The organism is Streptomyces sp. NPDC101181 (genome assembly GCF_044767975.1).
Taxonomy (GTDB): domain Bacteria; phylum Actinomycetota; class Actinomycetes; order Streptomycetales; family Streptomycetaceae; genus Streptomyces.
Genome location: NZ_JBIWOX010000007.1, coordinates 283,641 through 309,574, shown reverse-complemented (window position 1 = coordinate 309,574; position 25,934 = coordinate 283,641). Strand labels below are relative to the sequence as shown.

The following is a 25,934-nucleotide window of genomic DNA, read 5'->3' as shown; positions in this document are numbered from 1 at the left end:
ACCTGCCGAGGAGCGCCCCGCATGAGCCTGTCCCTGAGGACCATCAGCCGAGAACAGCATCTGGCGTACATCCAGAGCCTTCCCTCGGCCAGTCACTGCCAGGTCCCGGCGTGGGCTGACGTGAAGACCGAATGGCGCTCGGAGAACCTGGGCTGGTTCGACAAGAGCGGCGAGATGGTGGGGGCGGGTCTCGTCCTGTACCGCCAACTGCCCAAGATCAAGCGCTACCTCGCCTATCTCCCCGAGGGCCCGGTCATCAACTGGTACGCCCCCAACCTGGACGACTGGCTCCAGCCGATGCTCGCCCACCTCAAGCAGCAGGGCGCCTTCTCCGTGAAGATGGGCCCCCCCGTGGTCATCCGGCGCTGGGACTCCGGCGCCATCAAGTCCGGCATCCAGGACCCGGACGTGAAGCGGCTGCGCGACGTCGAGGCCACCCACATCGAGCCGCGCGCCTTCGAGGTCGCCGACCGGCTGCGGAAGATGGGCTGGCAGCAGGGCGAGGACGGCGGCGCCGGATTCGGAGACGTACAGCCCCGGTACGTCTTCCAGGTGCCGCTGGCCAACCGCTCCCTCGAGGACGTCCTCAAGGGCTTCAACCAGCTGTGGCGCCGCAACATCAAGAAGGCCGACAAGGCCGGTGTCGAGGTCGTCCAGGGCGGCTACGAGGACCTGGCCGAGTGGCAGCGCCTCTACGAGATCACCGCCGTGCGCGACCACTTCCGCCCGCGCCCGCTCTCCTACTTCCAGCGCATGTGGACCGTCCTGAACTCCGAGGACCCCAACCGGATGCGGCTGTACTTCGCCCGGCACAACGGCGTGAACCTCTCCGCGGCCACCATGCTCGTCGTCGGCGGACACGTCTGGTACTCGTACGGCGCGTCCGACAACATCGGGCGCGAGGTCCGGCCGTCGAACGCGATGCAGTGGCGCATGCTCCGCGACTCGTACGCCATGGGCGCCACCGTCTACGACCTGCGCGGGATCAGCGACTCGCTGGACGAGACCGACCACCTCTTCGGCCTGATCCAGTTCAAGGTCGGCACCGGCGGCGAGGCCGTCGAGTACGTCGGCGAATGGGACTTCCCGCTCAACAAGCTGCTGCACAAGGCGCTCGACATCTACATGTCGCGTCGCTGACCCGCTTCAATACGGGCAGTACCCCACCGCATCCACAGCCACCAGAAAGGTTCCGGGCCGGCCATGGCGCTCTCCCTCTACGTCGACACCGCGCGCTGGCGGGCGCACCAGAAGTCCGTGATCGACCAGTTCCCCGGCCTCGTACCGGTCTGCAAGGGCAACGGCTACGGCTTCGGCCACGAGCGGCTGGCCGACGAGACGATCCGCTTCGGGTCCGACACCCTCGCCGTCGGGACGACCTACGAGGCGGCCCGCATCAAGGACTGGTTCAGCGGCGACCTGCTCGTCCTGACCCCGTTCCGGCGCGGCGAGGAGCCCGTTCCGCTGCCGGACCGGGTCATCCGCTCCGTCTCCTCCGTCGACGGGGTGCACGCCCTGGTGGGGGCCCGTGTCGTCATCGAGTGCATGAGCTCGATGAAGCGGCACGGTGTCAAGGAGGAGGAGCTGGGGCTGCTGCACGCGGCGATCGAGGACGTACGGCTGGAAGGGTTCGCGCTCCACCTGCCGCTGGACCGCACCGACGGCTCGGACGCCGTCGAGGAGGTCATCGGCTGGATGGACCGCCTGCGGGCGGCCCGGCTGCCGCTGCACACCATGTTCGTCAGCCATCTGCGCGCGGAGGATCTGGCCCGGCTCCAGCAGCAGTTCCCGCAGACCCGCTTCCGTGCCCGGATCGGGACCCGGCTCTGGCTCGGCGACCACGAGGCCACCGAGTACCGGGGCGCCGTCCTGGACGTCACGCCCGTCGTCAAGGGCGACCGGTTCGGCTACCGCCAGCAGAAGGCGGCCTCCGACGGCTGGCTGGTCGTCGTCGCGGGCGGCACGTCCCACGGTGTGGGCCTGGAGGCGCCCAAGGCGCTGCACGGGGTGATGCCCCGGGCCAAGGGCGTGGCGCGCGCGGGCCTGGCCACGGTCAACCGCAACCTGTCGCCGTTCGTCTGGGCGGGCAAGCAGCGCTGGTTCGCCGAGCCCCCGCACATGCAGGTGTCGATCCTGTTCGTCCCTTCGGACGCGCAGGAGCCGCGGGTCGGGGACGAGCTGGTGGCCCATCTGCGCCACACGACGACCCAGTTCGACCGGCTCGTCGACCGCTAGCAGACCCCCTGGGCCACGGCCGAGGCGTCAGTCGGAGCGGGGGCGCGCCGTGCCCCACTCGACCTGCGGTCCGGCGACCGCCTCGGCCGGACGCGCGGACGACCTAGTCTCCGGGGCCAGCACGAACGCGTCCGGCGCCCCGTCGAGCACCCCGCCCGACGGGTCGTCCGACCCGTCACGGCGCACCGGGTCCTTCTCCGGCAGCAGGATGTCCCGGACGATCAGGACGCACAGATACAGCGTGCCCAGCAGGTGGAGCGCGATCGCCAGCTGGTAGCCCTCCTGCGGGAGCCCTTGGTGCTTGTCGCCGCCGCTGGTGTGGGCGAGGTAGGACCAGATGCCCAGGAAGTACATGACCTCACAGGCCTGCCAGATCAGGAAGTCGCGCCAGCGCGGCCGGGCCAGGGCGGCGAGCGGGATCAGCCAGAGCACGTACTGCGGTGAGTAGACCTTGTTCGTCAGGATGAACGCGGCGACCACCAGGAACGCCAGCTGGGCGAAGCGCGGGCGGCGCGCGGCGCTGAGCGCCAGCCCCGCGATGCCCGCGCAGAAGACGACCATCAGGACCACGGAGGCGGTGTTCACCGTCTCCACGTCGATGGGCTTGCCGGTGCGCTGGGTGATGATCAGCCAGAACGAGCCGAAGTCGATGGGCCGCTCCTGGCTGAAGGTGTAGAACTTCCGCCATCCCTCGGGTGCGTAGAGCATCACCGGCAGGTTGACCACCAGCCAGGCCGCTCCCGCGCCGAGCAGGGCCGTCCCGAAGGCACGCCACCGGCCCGCCCGCCAGCAGAGCACCAGGAGCGGACCGAGCAGCAGGGCGGGGTAGAGCTTGGCGGCCGTGGCCAGGCCGATGAGGACGCCGAACGCGAGCACCCGGCCCCGCGACCACATCAGCATCGCCGCGGCCGTCAGGGCGACGGCCAGGAGGTCCCAGTTGATGGTCGCGGTGAGGGCGAACGCGGGGGCCAGCGCGACCAGCAGGCCGTCCCATGGACGCCGCCGGTGCGTGCGCACGGTGCACACCGCGATGACGACCGCGCAGATCATCAGCATGCCCGCGTTGACCATCCAGTACATCTGCTCGCGCTGCTGGATGGGGTCGCTGTCCGGCGTGAGAGTGAGCCAGGAGGCGATCTGCATGAAGACCCCGGTCAGCACGGGGTATTCCAGGTACTGCATGTCGCCGCTCAGCCGGTCGAAGTACGGCACGAGCCCGTCGGCGAATCCGCGTCCGAGGAAGAGGTGCGGGATGTCGGAGTAACAGGCGTGCGTGTACTGCGAGGTGGCCCCGCGGAACCACGCCCACTCGTAGCAGGGGATCTTCTGCACCATGCCGAGGGCGAACGTCCCGATCATGACCAGCGCGACGACGCGTACGGCCGTCAGCGGCCCGTCGCCGAGCCGCGCCCAGCGCCCCACCCGGCCGCCGAACAGCTCGCTCCCGGCCGCCGCGACCTCGTCCTGATCGGTGGGCCGCACCACGGGCCGCTCCTGCTGCTGCACGCTCGTGTCCTCCGCGCTGGGGCTTGGCATGCCGCACATCCTGCCGTACGGGGCCGTGCGCGGGGCAAGCACCGCCCGGGGGACACGGGCGGGGACGGGGGAGGGGAGGGCCGGGACAGGGCGAGGGCCGCCGTCCCCGGGTGGGTACGGCGGCCCTCGCCGCAGTCGTCGGCCGCCCCTGAGGGTCCGGGCCGCGGTCCGGCTATCCGGTTCCCCAGATGGTGCCGGTTCCGCCGGGATTGCCGTTGGCACCCTGGGCGCCGCCGCTGTCCGTCCCGCCGGGCGTGCCGGTGCTGGCGCCGCCGCCGTCGGCTCCCGTGTTCGCACCGCCGTCGGTGGTACCGGAGTTCTGCCCGCCGCCGTCGGCACCGCCGTCCTGACCGGTGTTGGCCCCCCCGTCGGAGCCCTGGCACTCCCAGTCGAAGACCCCGCAGGTCTTGCTCGGCGTCGGCGTCGGACTCGGGGTGGTCGGCGTCGGCGAAGGCGTCGGCTTCTCCTCCTCCTCGGAGGGCGTCGGGGACGGCGTCGGACTGGGCGTCGGGCTCGGACTGACCGCGCCACCGCCCCACACGGTCTCGCCCAGATCCGCGGGCTCCGGGAAGGGGATGGCCTTCTTGCCCTTCATCGCCACGGTCATGTAGTCGTGCCAGATGGAGGCCGGGAACGAGTTTCCGTGGATCTTCTTCTCGCCACCGGTGCCGAACATCTTCTCGAACTTGCGCTTCTTGTTGGACTCGTCGTCGTCGAGCCGGAACATGCTGATCGCCGTCGAGAGCTGCGGGGTGTAGCCGACGAACCAGGCGGACCGGTTGCCGTCGGTGGTACCCGTCTTCCCCGCGGCCTGTCGGCCCTCCAGCCGGGCGGGCTGGCCCGTTCCGTTCTCCACGACGTTCTTCAGCACGTCCGTGACGTTGTCGGCGATGGCGGGCCGGAAGGCGCGCTTGGAGTTCTTCTTGTGCTGGAAGACCACCTCGCCGCCGCTCTTCACCTCGGTCACGGAGTACGTGTCGTTCTGCTGACCGCTCGTGGCGAAGGTGGCGTAGGCGCCCGCCATCCGGATGGCGCTGGGCGAGGAGGTGCCGATGGAGAACGACGGGACGGTGGCGTTCGCCATCATGCCGTCGTCCTTCAGTCCGGCGGCGACGGCGACGTCCTTGACCTTGTCGTTCCCTACGTCCATACCGAGCTGCACGAAGGGGGAGTTGGCGGACTTCTCCATGGCCGTCCGCAGATCGATCTCGCCGTAGTCCGCGTCGCCGTCGTTGACCTGGCGCCACTCCTCGTCGTCCTCGTTCAGCCAGATCTTGCCCGTGTAGTCCCTGATCCGCAGCCGGTTGTCGCCGTTGTAGATGCTCTTCGGCGAGACCTGGGTACGCTCGGACTCACTCTGTTCCTTGCCCAGGGCGGGATCGCGTACGCCGTACTGCATCGCGGCGGCCAGGACGAAGGGCTTCCACGTCGAGCCCACCTGGGCGCCGGTCGCGTCGGCGTTGTTCGTGAAGTGCGTGGTGGCGTCCTGTCCGCCGTACGTGGCCAGGATGGCTCCGGTCTTGGCGTCCACCGAAGCGCCGCCGAACTCGACGTGGGTGTCGGTGTCGGGGCGCTCATCGGGGCGGATCTTGGCCTTGTAGACCTTCTGCACCGCCTTCTCCAGCTGGGTGACCTTGTTCTTGTCGAAGGTGGTCTTGATCTCGAAGCCGCCCAGTTCCATCTGCTTGGCGTCGATGCCCCGCTCGTTGTTGGCGAGGAAGTAGTTCGTGGCGAGGTCGACCAGGTAGCCGGTCTGGCCACCGAGCTTGGCGTCCTTCACCCGGGGCTTCGGCATGGGGAACTTCGTGTACTTGGCGCGCTCCTCGGCCTTCATCCGGCCGTCCTTGACCTGCTCGTCGAGGATCCACTCCCAGCGGTCCATGGCCCGCTTGGTGTTCTTCTCCTTGGTCGCGTTGTTCTTGTCGATCTCGGGTGCGCCGGCCGGATCGTAGTAACTCGCGCCCTTGAGCAATGTCGCCAGGAAGGCGCATTCGCTCGGGTTCAGCTCGCGCGCGTCCTTGTCGTAGTAGGTGCGGGCCGCCGCCTGGAGGCCGGAGGCGCCGCGGCCGTAGTACGAGACGTTGAGGTAGCCGGCCATCACCTCCTCCTTCTTCATCTCGCCGCCGACCTTGAGCGTGATGAAGAGCTCCTTGAACTTGCGCGTGAAGGTCTGGTCCTGGGAGAGCCGGGAGTTCTTCACGTACTGCTGGGTGATCGTGGAGCCGCCCTGGGTCTGGCCACCGGTCGCCATGTTGAACACGGCCCGCCCGATACCGACCGGGTCGATCCCCCGGTCCGTCTCGAAGCTCTTGTTCTCGGCGGAGATCACGGCGTTGCGCATCGCCTCGGGAATCTGCTCGTACTTGAGCTCCTGACGGTTCACCGCACCACCGGTGGCCACCATCTGGCTGCCGTCGGCCCAGTAGTAGACGTTGTTCTGAGCCGTGGCCGCTTCGTTGATGTTCGGGGTGGACACCAGGGCGTACGCGATCCCCCCGACCCCCATCAGCAGCGCCAGGAACCCCAGGCAGAGCCCAGAGAACAGCTTCCACGAGGGCACCCAGCGCCGGAACCCGTACTTCCCCTGGCGCGGGTAGTCGATGAAGCGTTTCTTGCCCGGCCGCCCGTTGTCGCCTCCCCGGCCGCCCGGCCCCTCGGGGCCCCCGCCGCCACGCCGTCGGCCTCCGCCACCCGCGCCGTGGCCGCCCGCCGCGGCACCGCGGCGGCGACCGCCACGCTGAGCCGCACGACGGGCCTCGGCGCGACCGCCGTACGGGCGCTCCTCGCCGGAGGACTCGGACGGCGATTCGGAAGGTGACGCCGAAGTCGCTCTACGTGACGGATCGGCTCGGCGTCCGGTCGGCTGCTGGGCGGCTCTTCTGGCCGCGGCCCGCCCGCCACCCTGCGACTGAGGCGATTTGCGACGGTGCTCGCTCATGGAACGACTACTCCTCGGGCAGGCGAGAGCGCCTGGAAGCGGCAGTTGAGATCCGGTCCCCCCGAATGACGGACAGGCCCCTGCGGAGGGCTCATCCGCAGTACATCCGGCAGTCCGCGATAACTGACGCGTGACGGCGCCTCGCGGTTCCCGGTGATCTGCATGCCGCACAGACTACGCACGGTCAAAACCCTCCTAGGGCCGAACTTCACCCCAAACAACGCAAGTCGATCCCGGGGAATTGACGATGTGACGCCGTTCACGAAGGTCACCCTTGTCGAACCGGCGGGACCGATCTATCGTGCTGATGTATCGAGTCGATACATCAGCACGGCATAAGTACACCGGTGGATCCGGTGGACCAGGTCAGCGGAAGCAGGAGGAGCAGGCAGTGAGTCGACGCTCCGGCATCCTGGAGTTCGCCGTTCTCGGTCTCCTCCGCGAATCGCCGATGCACGGCTATGAGCTGCGCAAACGCCTCAACACCTCGCTGGGGATCTTCCGCGCTTTCAGCTACGGGACGCTGTACCCCTGCCTCAAGACGCTGGTCGCCAACGGCTGGTTGACCGAGGAGCCCGTCGGCGTCCCGGCGGACGCCGCATCCGCGTCCGCCTCGTCACTGACGGGACGCCGCGCCAAGATCGTCTACCGGTTGACGGCGGAAGGTAAGGAGCACTTCGAGGAGCTGCTCTCGCACACCGGTCCGGATACCTGGGAGGACGAGCACTTCGCGGCCCGCTTCGCCTTCTTCGGGCAGACCGAACGCGAGGTGCGGATGCGGGTGCTCGAAGGCAGGCGCAGCAGGCTGGAGGAGCGCCTGGAGAAGATGCGCGCCTCTCTCGCCCGCACCCGTGAACGACTCGACGACTACACACTTGAGCTGCAGCGGCACGGCATGGAGTCCGTGGAGCGCGAAGTGCGCTGGCTGAACGAGCTCATCGAGAGCGAGCGATCGGGACAGGACCGGCGACGGTCCGCACCCGGGGACTCCGCTCAGCAGGACACATCAGGAGAGACGGGCGGCCTGCCCCGGCACCGGGACACCACCCTGCCGGATCCGTCCGACGACACCGCCAAGTGAAGTCACCGCATTCGGTGGGGACTTCATCGGAAACACCGATAACACAGGGAGCAACCGGAATGGGTTCGGTTCGCGTAGCCATCGTAGGCGTGGGCAACTGCGCCGCCTCGCTGGTGCAGGGCGTCGAGTACTACAAGGATGCCGATCCGGCCGGCAAGGTGCCCGGCCTGATGCACGTCCAGTTCGGCGACTACCACGTCCGCGACGTCGAGTTCGTCGCCGCCTTCGACGTCGACGCGAAGAAGGTCGGCCTCGACCTCGCGGACGCCATCGGCGCCAGCGAGAACAACACCATCAAGATCGCGGACGTGCCGAACACGGGCGTCACCGTCCAGCGTGGCCACACCCACGACGGTCTGGGCAAGTACTACCGCGAGACGATCGAGGAGTCCACCGACGCCCCGGTCGACATCGTCCAGGTCCTTAAGGACAAGCAGGTCGACGTCCTCGTCTGCTACCTGCCCGTCGGCTCCGAGGTCGCCGCGAAGTTCTACGCGCAGTGCGCCATCGACGCCAAGGTGGCGTTCGTCAACGCTCTCCCGGTCTTCATCGCCGGTACCAAGGAGTGGGCGGACAAGTTCACCGCGGCCGGTGTCCCGATCGTCGGCGACGACATCAAGTCCCAGGTGGGCGCCACCATCACCCACCGCGTGATGGCGAAGCTCTTCGAGGACCGGGGCGTCGTCCTGGACCGCACGATGCAGCTGAACGTCGGCGGCAACATGGACTTCAAGAACATGCTGGAGCGTGAGCGCCTGGAGTCCAAGAAGATCTCGAAGACGCAGGCCGTCACCTCCCAGATCCGGGACCGTGAGCTGGGCGACGGCAACGTCCACATCGGCCCCTCGGACTACGTGGCCTGGCTGGACGACCGCAAGTGGGCGTACGTGCGCCTCGAGGGCCGCGCCTTCGGTGACGTTCCGCTGAACCTCGAGTACAAGCTGGAGGTGTGGGACTCCCCGAACTCGGCCGGTGTCATCATCGACGCCGTCCGCGCGGCGAAGATCGCCAAGGACCGCGGCATCGGCGGCCCCATCCTCTCCGCCAGCAGCTACTTCATGAAGTCGCCGCCGGTCCAGTACTTCGACGACGAGGCCCGCGAGAACGTCGAGAAGTTCATCAAGGGCGAGACCGAGCGCTGAACCGGCCGTCTCGGCTGACAGCCTCACCGGAGCGCTGAGCGGCGACACTCACCTCCTCCTGCCGCACGTCGAGGGTCCCCGGGCAATCCGCCCGCGGACCCCCGACGTGTGTGACGCTTGCTCCCATGTCTGTCGCGCGTGATCTGCGCCTGCTGCTGCGCCTTCGGAACTTCCGTCGCCTCCTCACCGTGCGACTCCTCTCCCAGTGCGCCGACGGCGTCTACCAGGTCGCTCTCGCCGCGTACGTCGTCTTCTCCCCCGAGAAACAGACATCGGCGGCCGCGATCGCCTCGGCAATGGCGGTGCTCCTTCTGCCGTACTCCCTGATCGGCCCCTTCGCCGGGGTGCTCCTGGACCGCTGGTCCCGCCGCCAGGTCTTCCTGCACGGGAACCTCCTGCGGGCCGCCCTCGCCTGCTGCACGGCCCTGCTGATCCTGGCCTCCGTGCCCGACTGGCTCTTCTACGCCTCAGCCCTGTGCGTCACCGCCGTCAACCGCTTCGTCCTGGCCGGGCTCTCCGCGGCGCTGCCCCGTGTGGTCGACACGGACCGGCTCGTCGTCGCCAACTCGCTGTCCCCGACGGCGGGAACGCTGGCGGCCACCGCGGGCGGCGGTCTCGCCTTCGTGGTACGGCTGGTCGCCGACGAGTCCGACGCGGCGGTCGTCCTGCTGGGAGCGATGCTCTATCTGCTGTCCGCGCTGGCCTCGTTGAGCCTGCCGCGCACCCTCCTGGGCCCCGATCCCGACGGAAGCCCTCTACGGCTGCGGGCGGCTCTGGTGAGTACAGCGCGCGGACTCGTCGCCGGGCTGCGCCATCTGGCGCGGCGCACGCACGCCGCTCGGGCGCTGGCCGCCATGACCGTGCTCCGCTTCTGCTACGGCGCGCTCACCGTCATGGTGCTCATGCTCTGCCGCTACGCCTGGTCGGACAACGACTCCGACGGACTGGCCCTGCTCGGCCTGGCGGTGGGAGTGTCGGGCGCGGGGTTCTTCGTCGCCGCCGTCGCCACCCCCTGGGCCGTGAGCCGCCTCGGACGGTACGGATGGATCGTGGCCTGCGCCGGTGCGGCAGCCGTCCTGGTGCCCGCCCTGGGCCTCTCCTTCACCCCGGTCCCGATGCTGATCGCAGCCTTCGTCCTCGGCGTCGTGACCCAGGGGTCGAAGATCGCGACGGACACGGTCGTGCAGACCTCGGTCGACGACTCCTTCCGCGGCCGGGTCTTCTCCCTCTACGACGTGCTCTTCAATGTCGCGTTCGTCGGTGCCGCGGGGGTTGCGGCTCTGATGCTCCCACCGGACGGCAGGTCCGCTTCCGTGCTCGCGATGGTGGCCGTGCTGTATGCCGCCGTCGCGGCGTCCCTGTTCCGGCGGCGGCACTCCGGCACGAGCCGGTAGCCGCCGATATGCCGAGGGGCGGTGTTTCACGTGAAACACCGCCCCTGGCATCAATGGCGACACATCACGTTTCACGTGAAACATCGCAGCGCCGGGCTCAGCCCTGCCGCGCCCACCACTCCTTGAGAGCGGCTTCCGCGGCGTGCCGCTCCATCGGGCCGTTCTCCAGGCGCAGTTCCAGCAGAAACGCGTACGCCTTGCCGATGACCGGCCCGGGGCCGACATCGAGGATCTGCATGATCTCGTTGCCGTCCAGATCGGGGCGGATGGAGTCGAGCTCCTCCTGCTCCTGGAGCAGCGCGATGCGCTCCTCCAGGCCGTCGTAGGTGCGGGAGAGCGCGTTCGCCTTGCGCTTGTTGCGGGTCGTGCAGTCGGAGCGGGTCAGCTTGTGCAGGCGGTCGAGGAGAGGACCCGCGTCGCGCACGTACCGGCGCACGGCCGAGTCGGTCCATTCCCCGTCCCCGTAACCGTGGAAGCGGAGGTGGAGCTCCACCAGCCTCGACACGTCCTTGACCAGCTCGTTGGAGTACTTGAGCGCGGTCATGCGCTTCTTGGTCATCTTCGCGCCGACCACCTCGTGGTGGTGGAAGGAGACCCGCCCGTCCTTCTCGAAGCGCCGGGTTCTCGGCTTGCCGATGTCGTGGAGCAGCGCGGCGAGGCGCAGCACGAGGTCGGGACCGTCCTCCTCCAAGGCGATCGCCTGCTCCAGGACGGTCAGCGAGTGCTCGTAGACGTCCTTGTGGCGGTGATGCTCGTCACTCTCCAGCCGCAGCGCGGGAAGCTCGGGCAGCACATGCCCGGCCAGACCGGTGTCGACCAGGAGCCCCAGGCCCTTGCGCGGGTTCCGGGAGAGCAGCAGCTTGTTGAGTTCCTCGCGAACCCGCTCGGCCGACACGATCTCGATCCGCGCGGCCATCTCCGTCATCGCCTTCACGACATCGGAGGCGACGTCGAAGTCCAGCTGCGCGGCGAACCTGGCCGCACGCAACATGCGCAGCGGGTCGTCCGAGAAGGACTCCTCGGCCGTCCCCGGTGTCCGCAGCACCCGTTCGGCCAGGTCCTTCAAGCCTCCGTACGGATCGACGAACTCCTTCTGCGGCAGCGCCACGGCCATCGCGTTGACCGTGAAGTCACGGCGCACCAAGTCGTCCTCGATGGAGTCGCCGTAGGAGACCTCCGGCTTGCGTGACGTCCTGTCGTACGCCTCCGACCGGTAGGTCGTGACCTCGATCTGGTAGCCGTCCTTCTGCGATCCGACGGTGCCGAAGGCGATCCCGACCTCCCACACCGAATCGGCCCAGGGGCGGACGATCCTGAGGACGTCCTCGGGGCGGGCATCGGTGGTGAAGTCCAGGTCGTTCCCGAGTCTGCCGAGCAGCGCGTCGCGGACCGAGCCGCCGACCAGCGCGAGACCGAATCCGGCCTCCTGGAATCGGCGGGCGAGGTCGTCGGCGACCGGGGACACCCGCAGCAGCTCACTCACCGCGCGGTGCTGCACCTGGCTCAGTGCACTGGCGTTCTCTTCGTTGGCGTTCGGCACAACAGAAAAGGGTACGTGCCCCGACCGGCCGGGACGTCATCGTTTACCGGGGTCCTGCGGGCCACCCGCGATCATGTGGCATGGACCCCAGCACTTCGGCCCGACGCACCTCGTTACCATGCGGGGACGCAGGACCGAACGACGACCGACAGAACCTGACGACGACGAGGAACGGGTAGGCGCGTGGCCGAGGCGGCAGACTTCCAGGAGACGCGTCCCTCTCCTGCCCGCCGATGGCTGAGGCGCACGGCCTCCGTGGTGCTCGGAGCGCCCCTGCTCCTCGGCCTGCTGAACGTTCCGGCCACCGCGACCGCTGTCGGCGCCGCCGAGCCCGCCAAGGCCCCCACCGGCTCCCGTACGGTCGATGTGTCCCTCGACACGATCTCCCCAGGCGTCCCCACGAAGGACGACACCCTGACCGTCTCCGGGACGCTCACCAACAAGGGCAAGGAGACGGTCAGCAGCGCCGAGGTCGACCTGCGCGTCGGCCCCCGGCTCTCCGGCCGCGGACAGGTCGACGACGCCGCCAAGCGCACCGGCTACGTTCCCGGCGCCGACCCGGAGGCCGTCGGCGGAAAGTACACGGTGAGGTTCCCGAAGCTCAGCAGCGGACTCAGCCAGGACTTCACGTTCTCCGTGCCCGTGGACAAGCTGGGCCTGGACGACCCCGGTGTCTACCAGCTCGGCGTCTCGGTCTCGGGCCGCACCACCGGCGTCCCCTACGAGCAGGTGCTGGGCATCGAGCGGTCGTTCCTGCCCTGGCAGCCCGAGACGAGCGACAGCAGGACCAAGCTCACCTTCCTCTGGCCGCTGATCGCGTCCCCCCATGTGACGGCGGAGACCCGCTCGGACGAACAGCAGACGCCCGTCTTCACCGACGACGACCTGGCCAAGGAGATCGCGCCGGGCGGTCGACTGGAGCGGATGGTGTCCCTGGGCAGCCGGCTCCCGGTGACCTGGGTCGTCGACCCCGACCTGCTGGCGAGCGTCGCCGCGATGGCCGGGAAGTACGAGGTCGAGTCGGGTGACACCACCGTGCCGGGCAGGAACCAGACCCTCGCCAAGCAGTGGCTCACGGCCCTGGAGAAGGTGGTGGAGGACGGCAAGGTGGTCGCGCTGCCGTTCGCCGACCCGGATCTGGCCTCGATCGCGCACCGCGGCACGACCGTCTCGGGCACGCTGAGCCATCTGCAGAACGCCTCCACGGTGGCCGCCACCACCGTGGAGACCCTCCTCCACGTGAAGCCGTCCACCGACTTCGCCTGGCCCGTCAACGGCGTCGTGGACCCTTCGATCGTCGACGTCGCGACCTCGGCCGGCGCCCACAACGTGATCGCCCGCAGCGACAGCTTCCCGGAGTCAGGGCAGCTCCCCTACACGCCGACCGCGGCCCGGCCGATCGGCGGCGGCACCACCGCGGTCGTCGCCGACGGCCGGCTGTCGACGGCGTTCGACGGGAACATGTCGAGGGCGAACACCTCCACCCTCGCGATCCAGAAGTTCCTCGCCCACACCCTCGCGCTGACCGAGCAGACCCCCGACAACCAGCGCAGCATCGTCGTGGCGCCGCCCCGGATGCCCACCACCGCCCAGGCCCAGACGATGGCCCGCGCCCTGGAGGGCCTGTCGGGCAACCGGTGGACGCAACCGTCCGACCTGGTCGCCGCCGCCGAGGAGAAGCCTGACCCGCAGGCGACGACCAGGATCCCGCGGACCTCCGCGTACCCGAAGAAGCTCCGCGAGCAGGAGCTGCCCACCCAGGCGTTCGAGGACATCCGGACCACCCAGGGCTCGCTCGACAGCTTCCAGATCATCCTCACGCAGCCCGAGCGCGTGGTGACGCCCTTCGGGAACGCCGTCAACCGGTCCATGTCGACGTCCTGGCGGGGGCGGTCCCTGGAGGCGCAGCAGTACCGGGACGCGGTCCGCGGCTACCTCCGGAGTCTGACCAACGAGGTCCAGCTCATCGAGAAGTCCGACGTGACCCTCTCCGGGCGCAGCGCGACCATCCCGGTGACGGTCCAGAACAAGCTGGTGCAGGGCGTCGACCGGCTGGTCCTCCGGCTGACCTCGGACAACATCCGGCTCAAGTTCAACGACGACGGGACCAAGGCCGAACTGCCGGTCAGCATCGCGGGCGGGCACAGCCAGTCGGTGAAGTTCGACACGGCGACCAGCGCCAACGGGCGGGCCCAGGTCACCGCCCGGCTCTACACGGAGGACGGCACCCCCTACGGCGAGGAGATGACCTTCACCGTGAAGGTCTCCGAGGTGACGCCTACCGTGCTGCTCGTGATCGCCGGTGGCCTGCTGCTCCTGGTGCTGGCAGGCGTCCGGATGTACAGCCACCGCAAGCGCGCCGTGGCGAGCGACCCGGCGAACGGCGACGGCGGCGGACCCGAGCAGCCGAGTGACCCGACTCCGGACACCGGTCCGGAAAGCGGGGCCCCGTTGGGAACGGGTGAGAAAGTGGACCGTTGAGCGATGTCTGTCGTGGCCGGTCGGCCGGGGACGATGAGGTAGGGGTTTCGATGAACGCGCCGTACGACGGTGACCGCGGGCAGGGCGCGGGCGGAGCAGCGTCTCCGGGCGGGCCTCCGGTTCCTCCGGACCCGGGCCGGGACGGCTCGGCCGAGCCGGACCCGTACCTCCAGCACGCCTACGAGGACGACCCCTACCGCGCCTACGGCCTGGCCGCGCAGGACCCGGTGGGCGAGGCGCTGTACGACCGCGCCGCGCACCCGCCGCCGCCCCCCGGCACCTACCAGGAGCCGGGCCCGCTCTACCAGCAGCCGCCCGCTGCCCCGCACGCCCCCGACCCGCGCATCTGGGCCCAGACACCGCCGCCCGAGCCCGCCGGCCCCTCCCGGCACCTGCCGTACGGGGACCGGCCCGCGACCACGCAGTTCGTCGGCGTCGACGACCTCGTCACCCGGGCATCGGACGACCGGCAGGAACCGGACGCCTTCGCCCACCTCTTCCGCGACCAGGAGGGGTCGGGGAGGCCCCCCGGGCCGCCCGACCCCGAGCCGGTACCCGCCCCCGCGCCCGCCAAGGGCGGCGGCAAGGTGTCCGGGCTCCTCAAGTCCAGCGCCGTCATGGCGGCGGGCACGCTCGTCTCCCGCCTCACCGGATTCGTCCGGTCCCTGGTGATCACCGCGGCGCTCGGCGCCGCACTGCTCGGTGACAGCTTCACCATCGCGTACACCCTGCCGACGATGATCTACATCCTCACCGTCGGCGGCGGTCTCAACTCGGTCTTCGTGCCCCAGCTCGTCCGCGCCATGAAGGACGACGCCGACGGCGGCGAAGCCTTCGCGAACCGGCTGCTGACCCTGGTGATGGTCGCGCTCGGCCTGATCGTCGCCGCCGCCGTCCTCGTGGCGCCGGTGCTGATCCAGCTGATGTCCAGCACGATCGCCGACGACGTGGCAGCCAACAGCGTCGCCGTCACCTTCGCCCGGTACTGCCTGCCCACCATCTTCTTCATGGGCGTACATGTGGTGATGGGTCAGATCCTCAACGCCCGCGGCAAGTTCGGCGCGATGATGTGGACCCCGGTCCTCAACAACATCGTCATGATCATCACGTTCGGGCTCTTCATCTGGGTCTACGGCACCTCCGCCGAATCCCGGATGGGCGTCGACACCATCCCGGCGGAGGGCGTCCGGCTGCTCGGCATCGGCACCCTGCTCGGCCTGGTCGTCCAGTCGCTGGCGATGATCCCCTACCTGCGCGAGACGGGCTTCCGCTTCCGCCCCCGGTTCGACTGGAAGGGCCACGGGCTCGGCAAGACCGTCAAGCTGGCCAAGTGGACGGTCCTGTTCGTCCTGGCCAACCAGGCGGGCGTCCTGGTCGTCACCCAGCTCGCCACGGCCGCGGGCAAGCTGGCCGACAAGGACGGCACCGGCTTCCTGGCCTACTCCAACGCCCAGCTGATCTGGGGCATGCCGCAGGCCATCATCACCGTCTCCGTCATGGCCGCGCTGCTGCCCCGCATCTCCCGGGCCGCGCACGACAACGACCCGGGTGCCGTCCGCGACGACATCTCGCAGGGACTGCGCAATTCGGCCGTCGCCATCGTGCCGGTGGCCTTCACCTTCCTCGCGCTCGGCCTGCCGATGTGCACCCTGCTGTACGCCTCCAGCGGCGCCGAGGCGGCCCGCTCCATGGGCTTCATCCTGATGGCCTTCGCCCTGGGGCTGATCCCGTACTCCGTGCAGTACGTGGTGCTCCGCGGCTTCTACGCCTACGAGGACACCCGCACGCCCTTCTACAACACCGTCATCGTGGCCGCCGTCAACGCGGCCGCCTCCGCGCTCTGTTACGTCGTCCTGCCCGCCCGCTGGGCCGTCGTCGGTATGGCCTTCTCCTACGGTCTGGCCTACGCGGTCGGGGTGGGCGTCGCCTGGCGCCGACTGCGCAACCGGCTCGGCGGCGACCTGGACGGCGCCCACATCGTGCGGACCTACGCCCGCCTCTGCATGGCGGCGGTCCCCGCGGCGCTGCTCGGCGGCGGTGTCGGATTCGCGATCCTGGAGCTTCTCGGCACCGGTGCGGGCGGCTCACTGGTCGCCCTGGTCTTCGGCGGCGTCCTCCTGATGGGCGTCTTCTTCGTCGCCGCGAAGAAGATGCGCATCGAGGAGGTCAACGGCCTGGTCGGTATGGTCCGGGGACGGCTCGGCCGCTGAATGAGCGCCCGCCCGCACAACCATCACCGGACTCCGCGTGTCGTGCATAGCGCGGGAGTGTGGGCACAATTGGCGTGACCGGCAGAGCTGGCTGGGCATCGCGCAACGGATGGGGAGGCAGGAACGACGGTGGCGGAACGTAGCACGGCTTCCGTCGACGTGGCCGACAACAGCGGCGACGAGCCGTTGACCGCGAAGGCGGACGGGACCACGACCGACGGAACGGCGCAGGCCGAGGACGCCGCGGGGGCGAGCCCCGAGAACGCCGAGAACACGGGCGGTGGGCGGGCGCGTTCCGAGGCCGTTCCGGCATCGCCCGACCTGCACAGCGGTCACAAAATCGCCGGGCGCTACCGCCTGGAGGAGTGCGTCACCCGTCTGGACGGCTTCAGCAGCTGGCGTGCGGTCGACGAGAAGCTCCGCCGCGCGGTGGGGGTCCATCTGCTTCCCGCCGCCCACCCGCGCGCCCGTTCCGTGCTCGCCGCGGCGCGCTCCTCGGCCCTGCTCGGCGACCCCCGTTTCGTCCAGGTCCTGGACGCCGTCGAGGAGAACGACCTCGTCTACGTCGTCCACGAATGGCTCCCGGACGCCGTCGAACTCACCGCCGTGCTGGCCGCCGGACCGATGGAGGCGCACGACGCCTACCAACTCGTCAGCCAGCTCTCCCAGGCGATGACCGCCGCCCACCGTGAGGGCCTGGCCCACCTGCGCCTCACCCCCGGCGCGGTCCTGCGCAGCTCCACCGGCCAGTACCGCATCCGCGGTCTCGCCGTGAACGCCGCCCTGCGCGGCATCACCGCCGAACGCCCGCTCCGCACGGACACCGAAGCGATCGGCGCGCTGCTGTACGCCGCGCTGACCCACCGCTGGCCGTACGAGAACGACGCCCACGGTCTCACCGGGCTGCCCAAGGGCCTCGGGCTCATCGCCCCGGACCAGGTCCGCGCCGGAGTCCACCTCGGCCTCTCCGAACTCGCCATGCGCGCCCTCGCCAACGACGGCGCCACCGCCTCCCGGCAGGAACCGCCCTGCACCACCCCGGAGGAGCTGTCCAGGGCCGTGGCGGCGATGCCGCGCATCCAGGCCCCGGAACCCACCTTCGCCGCGCCGCCTCCCTACCAGCGGACCACCTATCAGCAGGGCACGTACGGGCGCCCCTCCACCCACCCGTCGGCCGTTGCCCAGCCCGTGATGGCGGCCCCTCCGGCCCCCCTCCAGAGCCGCACCGGCAAGGTGCTCAAGTGGACCGTCTCGGCACTCCTGATCGCCGCCCTCGGCCTCGGCAGCTGGCAGCTCGCGGAGACCCTGCTCGACCGCCGGGGCAGCGCGGGGGACCCCGCACCCTCCCAGGGCCCCTCCGAGCCGGACGACGACGGCAAGGGCCAGGCGGACCAGAAGCCCCTCACCGTCGACAGCGCCGTCGAGTACTTCCCGGACGGGAAGTCGCAGAACTCCGGGGGTGTGGCCCTGACCCACGACGGCGACCCCTCGACGTTCTGGCGCTCCAAGACCTTCGTGGACGGACCGACCCTGGCCCCGTTCAAGGAAGGGGTCGGCATCATGTACGACCTCGGCTCCGAGCAGAAGGTCTCCACGGCGTCCATCGGGCTCACGTTCGCCGGTGATCACACCACGATCGCGCTGTACGCGGCCGACTCCCTCTCCTCGTCGGCGCCGCTGACATCCATGAAGAAGATGGCCGACACGGAAACCACGGGCACCACGGCCGAGCTCACGACGGACAAGCCCGTGAGCACCCGTTACGTCCTGGTGTGGATCACGGACATGCCGCGGTCGCCCGCCAACGACTACAGCGGGGACGGATACAAGCAAGGCGTGACGGACGTCGAGTTCACCGGGTGACCTAGGCCCTGGGGCAGACGCCGTATCGGTCCGGCTGTACGGTGTCAGCCCGGAGATCGTCTCCGGGGTGCAGCACCACTCGGTCATCCGCACAGTTCAGGGGAGAGGAATGGTCGCCGGACCCGCAGATCCTGGATCGAGCGACGCGGACCTGCTCGCCCGGCACGTCGCCGGGGACCCGGACGCCTTCGGTGAGCTGGTACGCCGTCACCGCGACCGGCTGTGGGCCGTGGCCCTGCGCACCCTGGGGGACCGGGAAGAGGCGGCCGACGCCGTCCAGGACGCCCTGGTGTCCGCCTTCCGGGCCTCCCACACCTTCCGGGGACAGTCCGCCGTGACCACCTGGCTGCACCGGATCACCGTCAACGCCTGCCTCGACCGGGTCCGCAAGGCAGCCTCCCGCAGGACGTCCCCCGTGGACGACGCCGAACGCCTCGACCAGCTCCTGGAACCCCACGAGTCGGCCGAGGCGCCCGCCGTACGCCAGGACCTCCACCGCCAGCTCCAGGACGCCCTGGCCACCCTGTCCGCCGAACAGCGAGCGGCCCTCGTCCTCGTCGACATGCAGGGCTACCCCGTCGCGGAGGCCGCCAGGATCCTGGAGGTGCCGTCCGGCACCGTGAAGAGCCGGTGCGCCCGGGGCCGGGCGAGACTGGCCCCCCTGGTGCGCCATCTGCACGGAGGAGCGGCGGACGAGGACGACCCCGACGGCAACGAAGACGCCTCCGGAGGGAACCGGACGCCCAGCCGATCCGTCCCACCGGCGTCAGGACCACTAGACGCGGGATCGAACGACCCTGCCGCAGCGAAGGGAGGAGGTGGGCGCCCATGACCCCCACGACTGACACGGCTCAGCACCCGGAGGTCTCCGAGATCTCCGATCTCACCGAGGGACTGCTCTCCCCCTCCCGCACCGAGGGAGTCCTCCGCCACGTCGCGGGGTGCGCGCTCTGCACAGAGGTGCGGGACTCGCTGGAGGAGATCCGCGGGCTGCTGGGAACACTGCCGGACCCTGGGCCGATGCCCGAGGACGTCGCGGCTCGTATCGACGCGGCGCTCGCAGCCGAAGCCGGCGCACCCGCGTCCGACATGGACGGACCGGTCGATGTTTCACGTGAAACATCAACACCGGAACCAGCGGACGCGACGCCCCCGGTCTCCCGGACCGCGGCCGCGGGTTCCAGCACTTCCGCCCCGGACCGCCCCGCCGGCCGACCCTCCGCCGCTACCGGACCAGGGCGCCACCCGACTCGTCGCCGTCGCCGCATCGCCGTCCTCGGCACCGTGTTCGGCGCCGCAGTCATCGGCATGAGCGTCTTCCTCCTCCAGAGCCTCGCCCCCTCGAACGAGACCGCTCAACAGGCCGACAGCGGAGTCAGCGCCTCGGACAACGGCGCGGCCACCTACACCGACGGCACCCTCGAAGCCCGGGTACACAACCTCATCGGCGACGGGGCGAGCCAGGAGAGCCCGGGAGTGAAGAAGGTGCCGCCGAACGCCGACACCCAGTCGACGAGTGAGGCGGCCACTCCGGAGAACGAGACCTCCAGGAGCCCGTTCCAGGCCCCTGCCGTCTCTGTGCCCCCGTGTGTCCAGCAGGCCACCGGCCGCACCACCCCCGCCCTCGCCATCGATGAGGGGACCTACCGGGGAACGGACGCCTACCTCGTCGTCCTTCCGCACCTGAGCGACCCCTCACGCGTGGAGGCCTACGTCGTCGCCGCCTCGTGTGTGGACACCGCGCCGGAGTCCACCGGTCAGCTGCTGCTCACCCGCGCCTACGACCGCTCCTGAGGACCGCACGGGACCGCTACGGCACGTCGGGAATGCATCACCCGTAGGATCCGTTGGGTGGGGTGAGAGTCATTGAACCGACCCCGTAGGCAGTAGGCAGTCTGCAGAGACGAGGAAGAAACCCGTGAGCGACGTCCGCAATGTGATCATCATCGGCTCCGGACCGGCCGGGTACACCGCCGCGCTGTACACCGCCCGCGCCTCGCTGAACCCGTTGGTCTTCGAGGGCGCCGTCACGGCCGGCGGTGCGCTGATGAACACCACCGACGTGGAGAACTTCCCCGGCTTCCAGGACGGCATCATGGGCCCCGAGCTCATGGACAACATGCGGGCCCAGGCCGAGCGCTTCGGCGCCGAGCTGATCCCCGACGACGTGGTCGCCGTCGACCTCACCGGGGACATCAAGACCGTCACCGACACCGCGGGCACCGTCCACCGTGCCAAGTCCGTCATCGTGACGACCGGCTCTCAGCACCGCAAGCTCGGTCTGCCCAATGAGGACGCCCTCTCCGGACGCGGCGTCTCCTGGTGCGCCACCTGCGACGGGTTCTTCTTCAAGGACAACGACATCGCCGTGGTCGGCGGCGGTGACACGGCGATGGAAGAGGCGACCTTCCTCTCCCGCTTCGCCAAGTCCGTCACGATCGTCCACCGCCGGGACACCCTGCGCGCTTCCAAGGCTATGCAGGAGCGTGCCTTCGCCGACCCGAAGATCAAGTTCGCCTGGGACAGCGAGGTCGCCGAAGTGAAGGGCGACCAGAAGCTCTCCAGCCTCACCCTGCGCAACACCAAGACGGGTGAGACGTCCGAGCTTCCCGTCACCGGCCTGTTCATCGCCGTCGGCCACGACCCGCGTACCGAGCTGTTCAAGGGCCAGCTGGAGCTCGATGACGAGGGGTACCTGAAGGTCGAGGCGCCCTCCACCCGCACGAACCTGACCGGCGTCTTCGGCGCCGGAGACGTCGTCGACCACACCTACCGCCAGGCCATCACGGCCGCGGGCACCGGCTGCTCCGCCGCGCTGGACGCCGAGCGCTTCCTGGCCGCCCTGGCCGACGCGCAGCCCGCCGAGCCGGAGAAGACCCCGGCCGTCTGAGCCACCCATCGCACCACCCCGAGAGACTCCCCCGAGACATAAGGAGGCCGCCGTGGCCGGCGCCCTGAAGAACGTTACGGACGACACCTTCGACGAGGTCGTCCTCAAGAGCGAGAAGCCCGTCCTGGTGGACTTCTGGGCCGCCTGGTGCGGTCCGTGCCGTCAGATCGCCCCCTCGCTGGAGGCGATCGCGGCCGAGCACGGCGAGATCGAGGTCGTGAAGCTCAACATCGACGAGAACCCGGCGACCGCCGCCAAGTACGGCGTGATGTCCATCCCGACCCTGAACGTCTACCAGGGCGGCGAGGTCGCCAAGACCATCGTCGGGGCGAAGCCGAAGGCCGCGATCCTCCGCGATCTCGAAGGCTTCATCGGGCAGTAGCCATCCGCATTTCAGCGCAATGTTTCACGTGAAACGGACCCACCTTGATCAAGGTGGGTCCGTTTCACATCGCGGGGCAGTCGTGGAGCCTGCCGGTGTCACAGCGGGCGCAGCGCGGGTTCCTTCTTGACTGCTCCGAGAAGCCGGTCCAACGCCATCTCCACGTCTTCCTTCCAGGAGAGCGTCGTGCGCAGTTCCAGCCTCAACCGCGGGTAGGTGGGATGCGGCCGTACAGTCTTGAACCCGACCGCCAGCAGATGATCCGCAGGCAGCACGCAGGTGCCGTCCGTGGACCGGGCGTCGCCGAACGCCTCGATCGCCCTGAAGCCCCGGCGCAGAACGTCCTTGGCCACGGTCTGCACCATGACACGACCGAGCCCTTGCCCCTGGTACTCGGGAAGGATCAGCCCCGTGATGAGCTGAACAGCGTCAGGGGAGAGCGGGCTCGTCGGAAAGGCCGTCGAGCGGGGTACGTAGGCGGGGGGAGCATAGAGAACGAAGCCGGCCGGCACATCGTCCACATAGATCACCCGCCCGCAGGAGCCCCACTCCAGGAGGACCGCGGAGATCCAGGCTTCCTTCTCCAGCTCCGGCTCGCCCGCCTTTACCGCAGCTTCTCCACTGACCGGGTCAAGCTCCCAGAAGACGCACGAGCGGCAGCGCTCGGGGAGATCCTGAAGGTTGTCCAGGGTGAGTGGTACGAGCCGACGCCCCATGACGGCGATTCCTCATTCTCTGCGCCCGCCGCCGCGCGTGCGGCTGCCAGCGCGCTCCGTTCCTGGAACAGGCTGCCGACGAATCCCCCGACGACGCCCAGCCCCAGGCCGACCGTGACCAGCCGACCGCGGCTCACTCTTCGCAAGGCCCCCGCCCTCCTCTGAGGTCGATCACCATGGCAGCACCATTCCAGATCGCATCGTATCCACCCAGAGGTGAGGGGGACACCGCGAGACGGCAAAGGGCGGACCGTGTTCCGGTCAGCACCGGCGCACGGCCCGCCCTGGGGAGCCTGCGAGCAATCCGCCGCTCAGCCCTCGTCGTCCCCCTCGGACGTCTCGGCCAGTCGTCGCTCCAGGACGCGGCCCTCACCCGGGGCGAGACTGCCGAGAATCCGGTCCAGATCCTCTATCGAGGCGAACTCCACAGTGATCTTGCCCTTCTTCTGGCCCAGGTCGACCTTCACCCGGGTCTCGAAGCGGTCGGACAGCCGGGTGGCCAGGTCACTCAGTGCGGGTGACAGCCGCCCCCCGGCGCGGGGCCCCTTGGCCTTCGGAGTGCTCGTGGGGCGTGAGCCCATGAGCGTGACGATCTCCTCGACCGCGCGCACCGAAAGCCCCTCCGCGACGATGCGGTGAGCCAGCCGGTCCTGCTCGTCGGAGTCGTCCACGGAGAGCAGGGCACGGGCGTGTCCGGCCGAGAGGACGCCCGCCGCGACCCGGCGCTGGACCGGCGGCGAGAGCTTCAGAAGCCGCAGGGTGTTGGACACCTGAGGCCGGGACCGGCCGATCCGGTCGGCCAACTGGTCATGCGTGCAGTTGAAGTCCTTGAGCAGCTGGTCGTACGCGGCGGCCTCCTCCAGCGGGTTCAGCTGAGCCCGGTGAAGGTTCTCCAGCAAAGCGTCCAGCAGCAGCTTCTCGTCGTCCGTGGCACGGACGATGGTGGGAATCCGGTCCAGTCCCGCTTCGCGGCACGCCCGCCAACGCCGCTCGCCCATGATGAGCTCGTAGCTGTCGGAGTCCACCTTGCGCACGACGACCGGCTGGAGGAGACCGACCTCCTTGACGGAGGTGACCAGCTCGGCCAGCGCGTCCTCGTCGAACACCTCACGAGGCTGGCGGGGGTTCGGCGTGATCGACCCGATCGGCAGCTCGGCGAAGTACGCGCCGGACTCCGACGTGCCCTGCTCGGGCTGGCTCTCCGGTGCGGAGGCGGGCTCGGGCACCACGGGGGAGGACGGCAGCGCGGTCACCTTGGCCGCAGCCACCCCGCGCTCCGCCGTCAGGACCGGTCGCGTTCCGGACGCCCCCGGGCCGCCGGGGCCCGGCACCTGCTTCTCCTGGGGAGCGGCGGGGATCAGCGCACCGAGCCCCCGCCCCAGCCCTCTACGACGCTCACTCACTGGATGCCCTCCGAAACGTTCTGCTGGCTGTTCTGACTGCTCGTGTGGGCGTGCGAAGCCTCGAAGTGCACTCCGACGCCCCGCAGGGCAATCTCCCGGGCGGCTTCGAGGTAGGAGAGCGAGCCGCTGGACCCGGGGTCGTAGGTCAGTACGGTCTGCCCGTAGCTCGGAGCTTCCGAGATGCGCACGGATCGCGGAATGCTCGTCCGCAGCACCTCCTTGCCGAAGTGGGTGCGGACCTCCTCGGCGACCTGGGAGGCGAGCCTCGTCCGGCCGTCGTACATCGTCAGCAGGATCGTCGAGACATGCAGCTCCGGGTTGAGGTGACCCCGGACCAGATCGACGTTCCGCAGCAGCTGCCCCAAGCCCTCCAGCGCGTAGTACTCGCACTGGATGGGGATCAGCACCTCGGCCCCGGCCACCAACGCATTGACCGTCAGCAGGCCGAGCGAGGGCGGGCAGTCGATGAGGACGTAGTCCAGCGGCTGCTCGTAGGCCTGGATGGCCCGCTGGAGTCGGCTCTCCCGCGCCACCAGCGACACCAGCTCGATCTCCGCACCGGCGAGATCGATGGTGGCCGGAGCGCAGAAGAGGCCCTCGACGTCCGGAACAGGCTGGACCACCTCGGAGAGCGGCCGGCTGTCGACGAGCACGTCGTAGATGGAGGGGACATCGGCATGGTGGTCGATGCCCAGAGCCGTGGAGGCATTGCCCTGCGGGTCGAGGTCGACCACCAGGACCCGCGCCCCGTGCAGGGCCAGGGATGCGGCAAGGTTGACCGTGGTGGTCGTCTTGCCGACTCCGCCCTTCTGGTTGGCCACCACCATGACGCGGGTGCGGTCGGGGCGGGGCAGCCCTTCGCCGGCGCGGCCGAGGGCCTCGACCGCCAGCTGAGCGGCACGGCCGATGGGTGTGTCGTCCATCGGTGGCGGTGTTTCACGTGAAACACCATCCCCCACGGACTCGGTTCGGGGACCGGGGACCGGGTCGGTCATCGGTCCCGCGATGTTGGCGTCGGACCGCAAGGATTCACTCTCCTCGACTTCAGGCTCGCAATGCACAGAGCCTGCCATGCTTTCGGGGTCGTGAACCAGCGAGGCCCGCTGTTCTGTGGATGAATCCGTGCGTGTGGACAACTCGGCAACCCGTCCGGGTTTACGGTCGCGCGGTGTGGCAGCCGCACGACCGCGGCCGATGATTCCCTGGAGCAGAGAGCGACGTTTCACGTGAAACACGATGCCTCTGCCGGGCAACTACCAGGCCACGACACTCCGCAGGGGGTACGTATGGCCGTTTCAGCGGCATTTCCTGGCCAATCACCACCAAGAGTGACAAGCGCGGCATTCCGACCGGCCGCGGGGAGGCTGCCAACCGGAGCCCGCCCCCTGCTCGGGGCCCCTCTCAGCGGCGCCTGCGCGTACGACCCGTCCGGGCCGCCTTGGCCTTCTTTGCGGCGAACCTCACACCGCCGGGGCTCTCACCGACCACGACCCGAACCACCGTGGAGAGCGGATCGACCACGCCCTCCCCGACATGGAGCACCTCGGTCTCCTGCACACCGAGCTTGCTCAGCGCGGCCCTGGCGCCCTTGATCTCCTCTTCGGCGGTGTCGCCCTTGATCGCGAGCATCTCTCCGTACGGCTTCAGCAGGGGCACACCCCAGCCCGCCAGCCGGTCCAGCGGCGCCACCGCGCGCGCGGTCACCACCTGCACCGGCTGAAGCGTCCCGAGCACCTCCTCGGCCCGGCCGCGCACGACCGTCACATGGTCCAGGCCGAGCAGTTCGACGACCTCCTGGAGGAAGTTCGTGCGCCGGAGCAGCGGCTCCAGCAGCGTGATCTTGAGGTCGGGACGTACCAACGCCAGCGGGATACCGGGCAGACCCGCCCCCGAGCCCACATCGCAGACCGTGACGCCCTCCGGCACGACCTCGGAGAGCACCGCGCAGTTCAGCAGATGGCGCTCCCACAGCCGGGGCACCTCACGCGGGCCGATCAGGCCGCGCTGGACTCCGGCATCCGCCAGCAGTTCCGCGTACCGGACAGCCTCCGGGAAGAACTCTCCGAATACCGTCCGCGCCTCCGCGGGCGCCTGGGGGAGTTCTGCTGCCTCCGTCACGGGGA

The 25,934-nt window shown here is 69.6% G+C and carries 19 protein-coding genes; 12 read left to right on the top strand and 7 right to left on the bottom strand.

Features of this window, described 5'->3' with window-relative positions:
* Positions 1-21: 21 nt before the first annotated feature.
* Positions 22-1,140: a lipid II:glycine glycyltransferase FemX gene (locus ACIRRU_RS13925; protein WP_403679619.1), complete on the top strand. Its 1,119-nt coding sequence runs from the start codon at positions 22-24 to the stop codon at positions 1,138-1,140.
* Positions 1,141-1,203: 63 nt separating this feature from the next.
* Positions 1,204-2,235 carry an alanine racemase gene (locus ACIRRU_RS13920; protein WP_363204201.1) on the top strand — a complete coding sequence of 344 codons (1,032 nt, stop codon included), beginning with the start codon at positions 1,204-1,206 and terminating at the stop codon, positions 2,233-2,235.
* Between the two features lie 27 nt (positions 2,236-2,262).
* Here ACIRRU_RS13920 and ACIRRU_RS13915 read toward each other — a convergent pair whose 3' ends face one another.
* Both ACIRRU_RS13915 and ACIRRU_RS13910 read right to left on the bottom strand, forming a co-directional pair.
* Entirely contained in the window at positions 2,263-3,771 is a 1,509-nt protein-coding gene (locus tag ACIRRU_RS13915; protein ID WP_403679616.1) for a glycosyltransferase family 87 protein, read from the bottom strand.
* Positions 3,772-3,943: 172 nt separating this feature from the next.
* Positions 3,944-6,709 (bottom strand): transglycosylase domain-containing protein, encoded by a 2,766-nt coding sequence (locus tag ACIRRU_RS13910; RefSeq protein WP_403679614.1) that lies wholly within the window; start codon positions 6,707-6,709, stop codon positions 3,944-3,946.
* Between the two features lie 391 nt (positions 6,710-7,100).
* Here ACIRRU_RS13910 and ACIRRU_RS13905 point away from each other — a divergent pair, with 391 nt between their 5' ends.
* From ACIRRU_RS13905 to ACIRRU_RS13895, 3 genes are all read left to right on the top strand, one after another.
* On the top strand, positions 7,101-7,790 hold the full coding sequence (locus ACIRRU_RS13905; protein WP_363204204.1) for a helix-turn-helix transcriptional regulator: 690 nt from the start codon (positions 7,101-7,103) through the stop codon (positions 7,788-7,790).
* 59 nt (positions 7,791-7,849) lie between these two features.
* Positions 7,850-8,932 (top strand): inositol-3-phosphate synthase, encoded by a 1,083-nt coding sequence (locus ACIRRU_RS13900; RefSeq protein ID WP_403679611.1) that lies wholly within the window; start codon positions 7,850-7,852, stop codon positions 8,930-8,932.
* A gap of 125 nt (positions 8,933-9,057) precedes the next feature.
* Positions 9,058-10,326, top strand: a complete 1,269-nt coding sequence (locus ACIRRU_RS13895; protein WP_403679610.1) for an MFS transporter — start codon at positions 9,058-9,060, stop codon at positions 10,324-10,326.
* A gap of 97 nt (positions 10,327-10,423) precedes the next feature.
* On the opposite strand, the gene ACIRRU_RS13890 is transcribed toward ACIRRU_RS13895, so the two are convergent.
* Positions 10,424-11,866: a CCA tRNA nucleotidyltransferase gene (locus tag ACIRRU_RS13890; RefSeq protein ID WP_403679608.1), complete on the bottom strand. Its 1,443-nt coding sequence runs from the start codon at positions 11,864-11,866 to the stop codon at positions 10,424-10,426.
* A 183-nt stretch (positions 11,867-12,049) separates the two neighbouring features.
* Between ACIRRU_RS13890 and ACIRRU_RS13885 the strand changes: the two genes are divergently transcribed.
* The 7 genes from ACIRRU_RS13885 to trxA all read left to right on the top strand — a co-directional run bounded on the left by ACIRRU_RS13885 (position 12,050) and on the right by trxA (position 21,692).
* Positions 12,050-14,347, top strand: a complete 2,298-nt coding sequence (locus tag ACIRRU_RS13885) for a DUF6049 family protein (RefSeq protein WP_403679606.1) — start codon at positions 12,050-12,052, stop codon at positions 14,345-14,347.
* Between the two features lie 50 nt (positions 14,348-14,397).
* A complete protein-coding gene (murJ, locus tag ACIRRU_RS13880) occupies positions 14,398-16,557 on the top strand; it encodes a murein biosynthesis integral membrane protein MurJ (RefSeq protein ID WP_403679604.1) in 2,160 nt (719 codons plus the stop codon).
* 129 nt (positions 16,558-16,686) lie between these two features.
* Positions 16,687-18,420: a serine/threonine protein kinase gene (locus ACIRRU_RS13875; RefSeq protein ID WP_403679601.1), complete on the top strand. Its 1,734-nt coding sequence runs from the start codon at positions 16,687-16,689 to the stop codon at positions 18,418-18,420.
* A 109-nt stretch (positions 18,421-18,529) separates the two neighbouring features.
* On the top strand, positions 18,530-19,252 hold the full coding sequence (gene sigM / locus ACIRRU_RS13870; RefSeq protein WP_403679600.1) for an RNA polymerase sigma factor SigM: 723 nt from the start codon (positions 18,530-18,532) through the stop codon (positions 19,250-19,252).
* The gene (locus tag ACIRRU_RS13865; protein ID WP_403679598.1) at positions 19,249-20,214 is read left to right on the top strand and encodes a hypothetical protein; all 966 of its coding nucleotides are present in this window, start codon (positions 19,249-19,251) and stop codon (positions 20,212-20,214) included. Before sigM ends, ACIRRU_RS13865 begins: the two co-directional genes overlap by 4 nt.
* A gap of 124 nt (positions 20,215-20,338) precedes the next feature.
* Positions 20,339-21,310 carry a thioredoxin-disulfide reductase gene (gene trxB, locus ACIRRU_RS13860; RefSeq protein ID WP_363204213.1) on the top strand — a complete coding sequence of 324 codons (972 nt, stop codon included), beginning with the start codon at positions 20,339-20,341 and terminating at the stop codon, positions 21,308-21,310.
* A 52-nt stretch (positions 21,311-21,362) separates the two neighbouring features.
* Complete coding sequence (trxA, locus tag ACIRRU_RS13855; RefSeq protein WP_363204214.1) at positions 21,363-21,692, top strand: thioredoxin; 330 nt, start codon at positions 21,363-21,365, stop codon at positions 21,690-21,692.
* A 98-nt stretch (positions 21,693-21,790) separates the two neighbouring features.
* Here the strand turns inward: trxA and ACIRRU_RS13850 are convergent, their stop codons facing one another.
* The 4 genes from ACIRRU_RS13850 to rsmG all read right to left on the bottom strand — a co-directional run bounded on the left by ACIRRU_RS13850 (position 21,791) and on the right by rsmG (position 25,929).
* On the bottom strand, positions 21,791-22,408 hold the full coding sequence (locus tag ACIRRU_RS13850; protein WP_403679595.1) for a GNAT family N-acetyltransferase: 618 nt from the start codon (positions 22,406-22,408) through the stop codon (positions 21,791-21,793).
* A gap of 311 nt (positions 22,409-22,719) precedes the next feature.
* A complete protein-coding gene (locus ACIRRU_RS13845; protein ID WP_403679592.1) occupies positions 22,720-23,811 on the bottom strand; it encodes a ParB/RepB/Spo0J family partition protein in 1,092 nt (363 codons plus the stop codon).
* Positions 23,808-24,884 carry a ParA family protein gene (locus ACIRRU_RS13840; RefSeq protein WP_403679589.1) on the bottom strand — a complete coding sequence of 359 codons (1,077 nt, stop codon included), beginning with the start codon at positions 24,882-24,884 and terminating at the stop codon, positions 23,808-23,810. Before ACIRRU_RS13840 ends, ACIRRU_RS13845 begins: the two co-directional genes overlap by 4 nt.
* A 328-nt stretch (positions 24,885-25,212) precedes the next feature.
* A complete protein-coding gene (rsmG, locus tag ACIRRU_RS13835; protein ID WP_403679586.1) occupies positions 25,213-25,929 on the bottom strand; it encodes a 16S rRNA (guanine(527)-N(7))-methyltransferase RsmG in 717 nt (238 codons plus the stop codon).
* Positions 25,930-25,934: the final 5 nt, after the last annotated feature.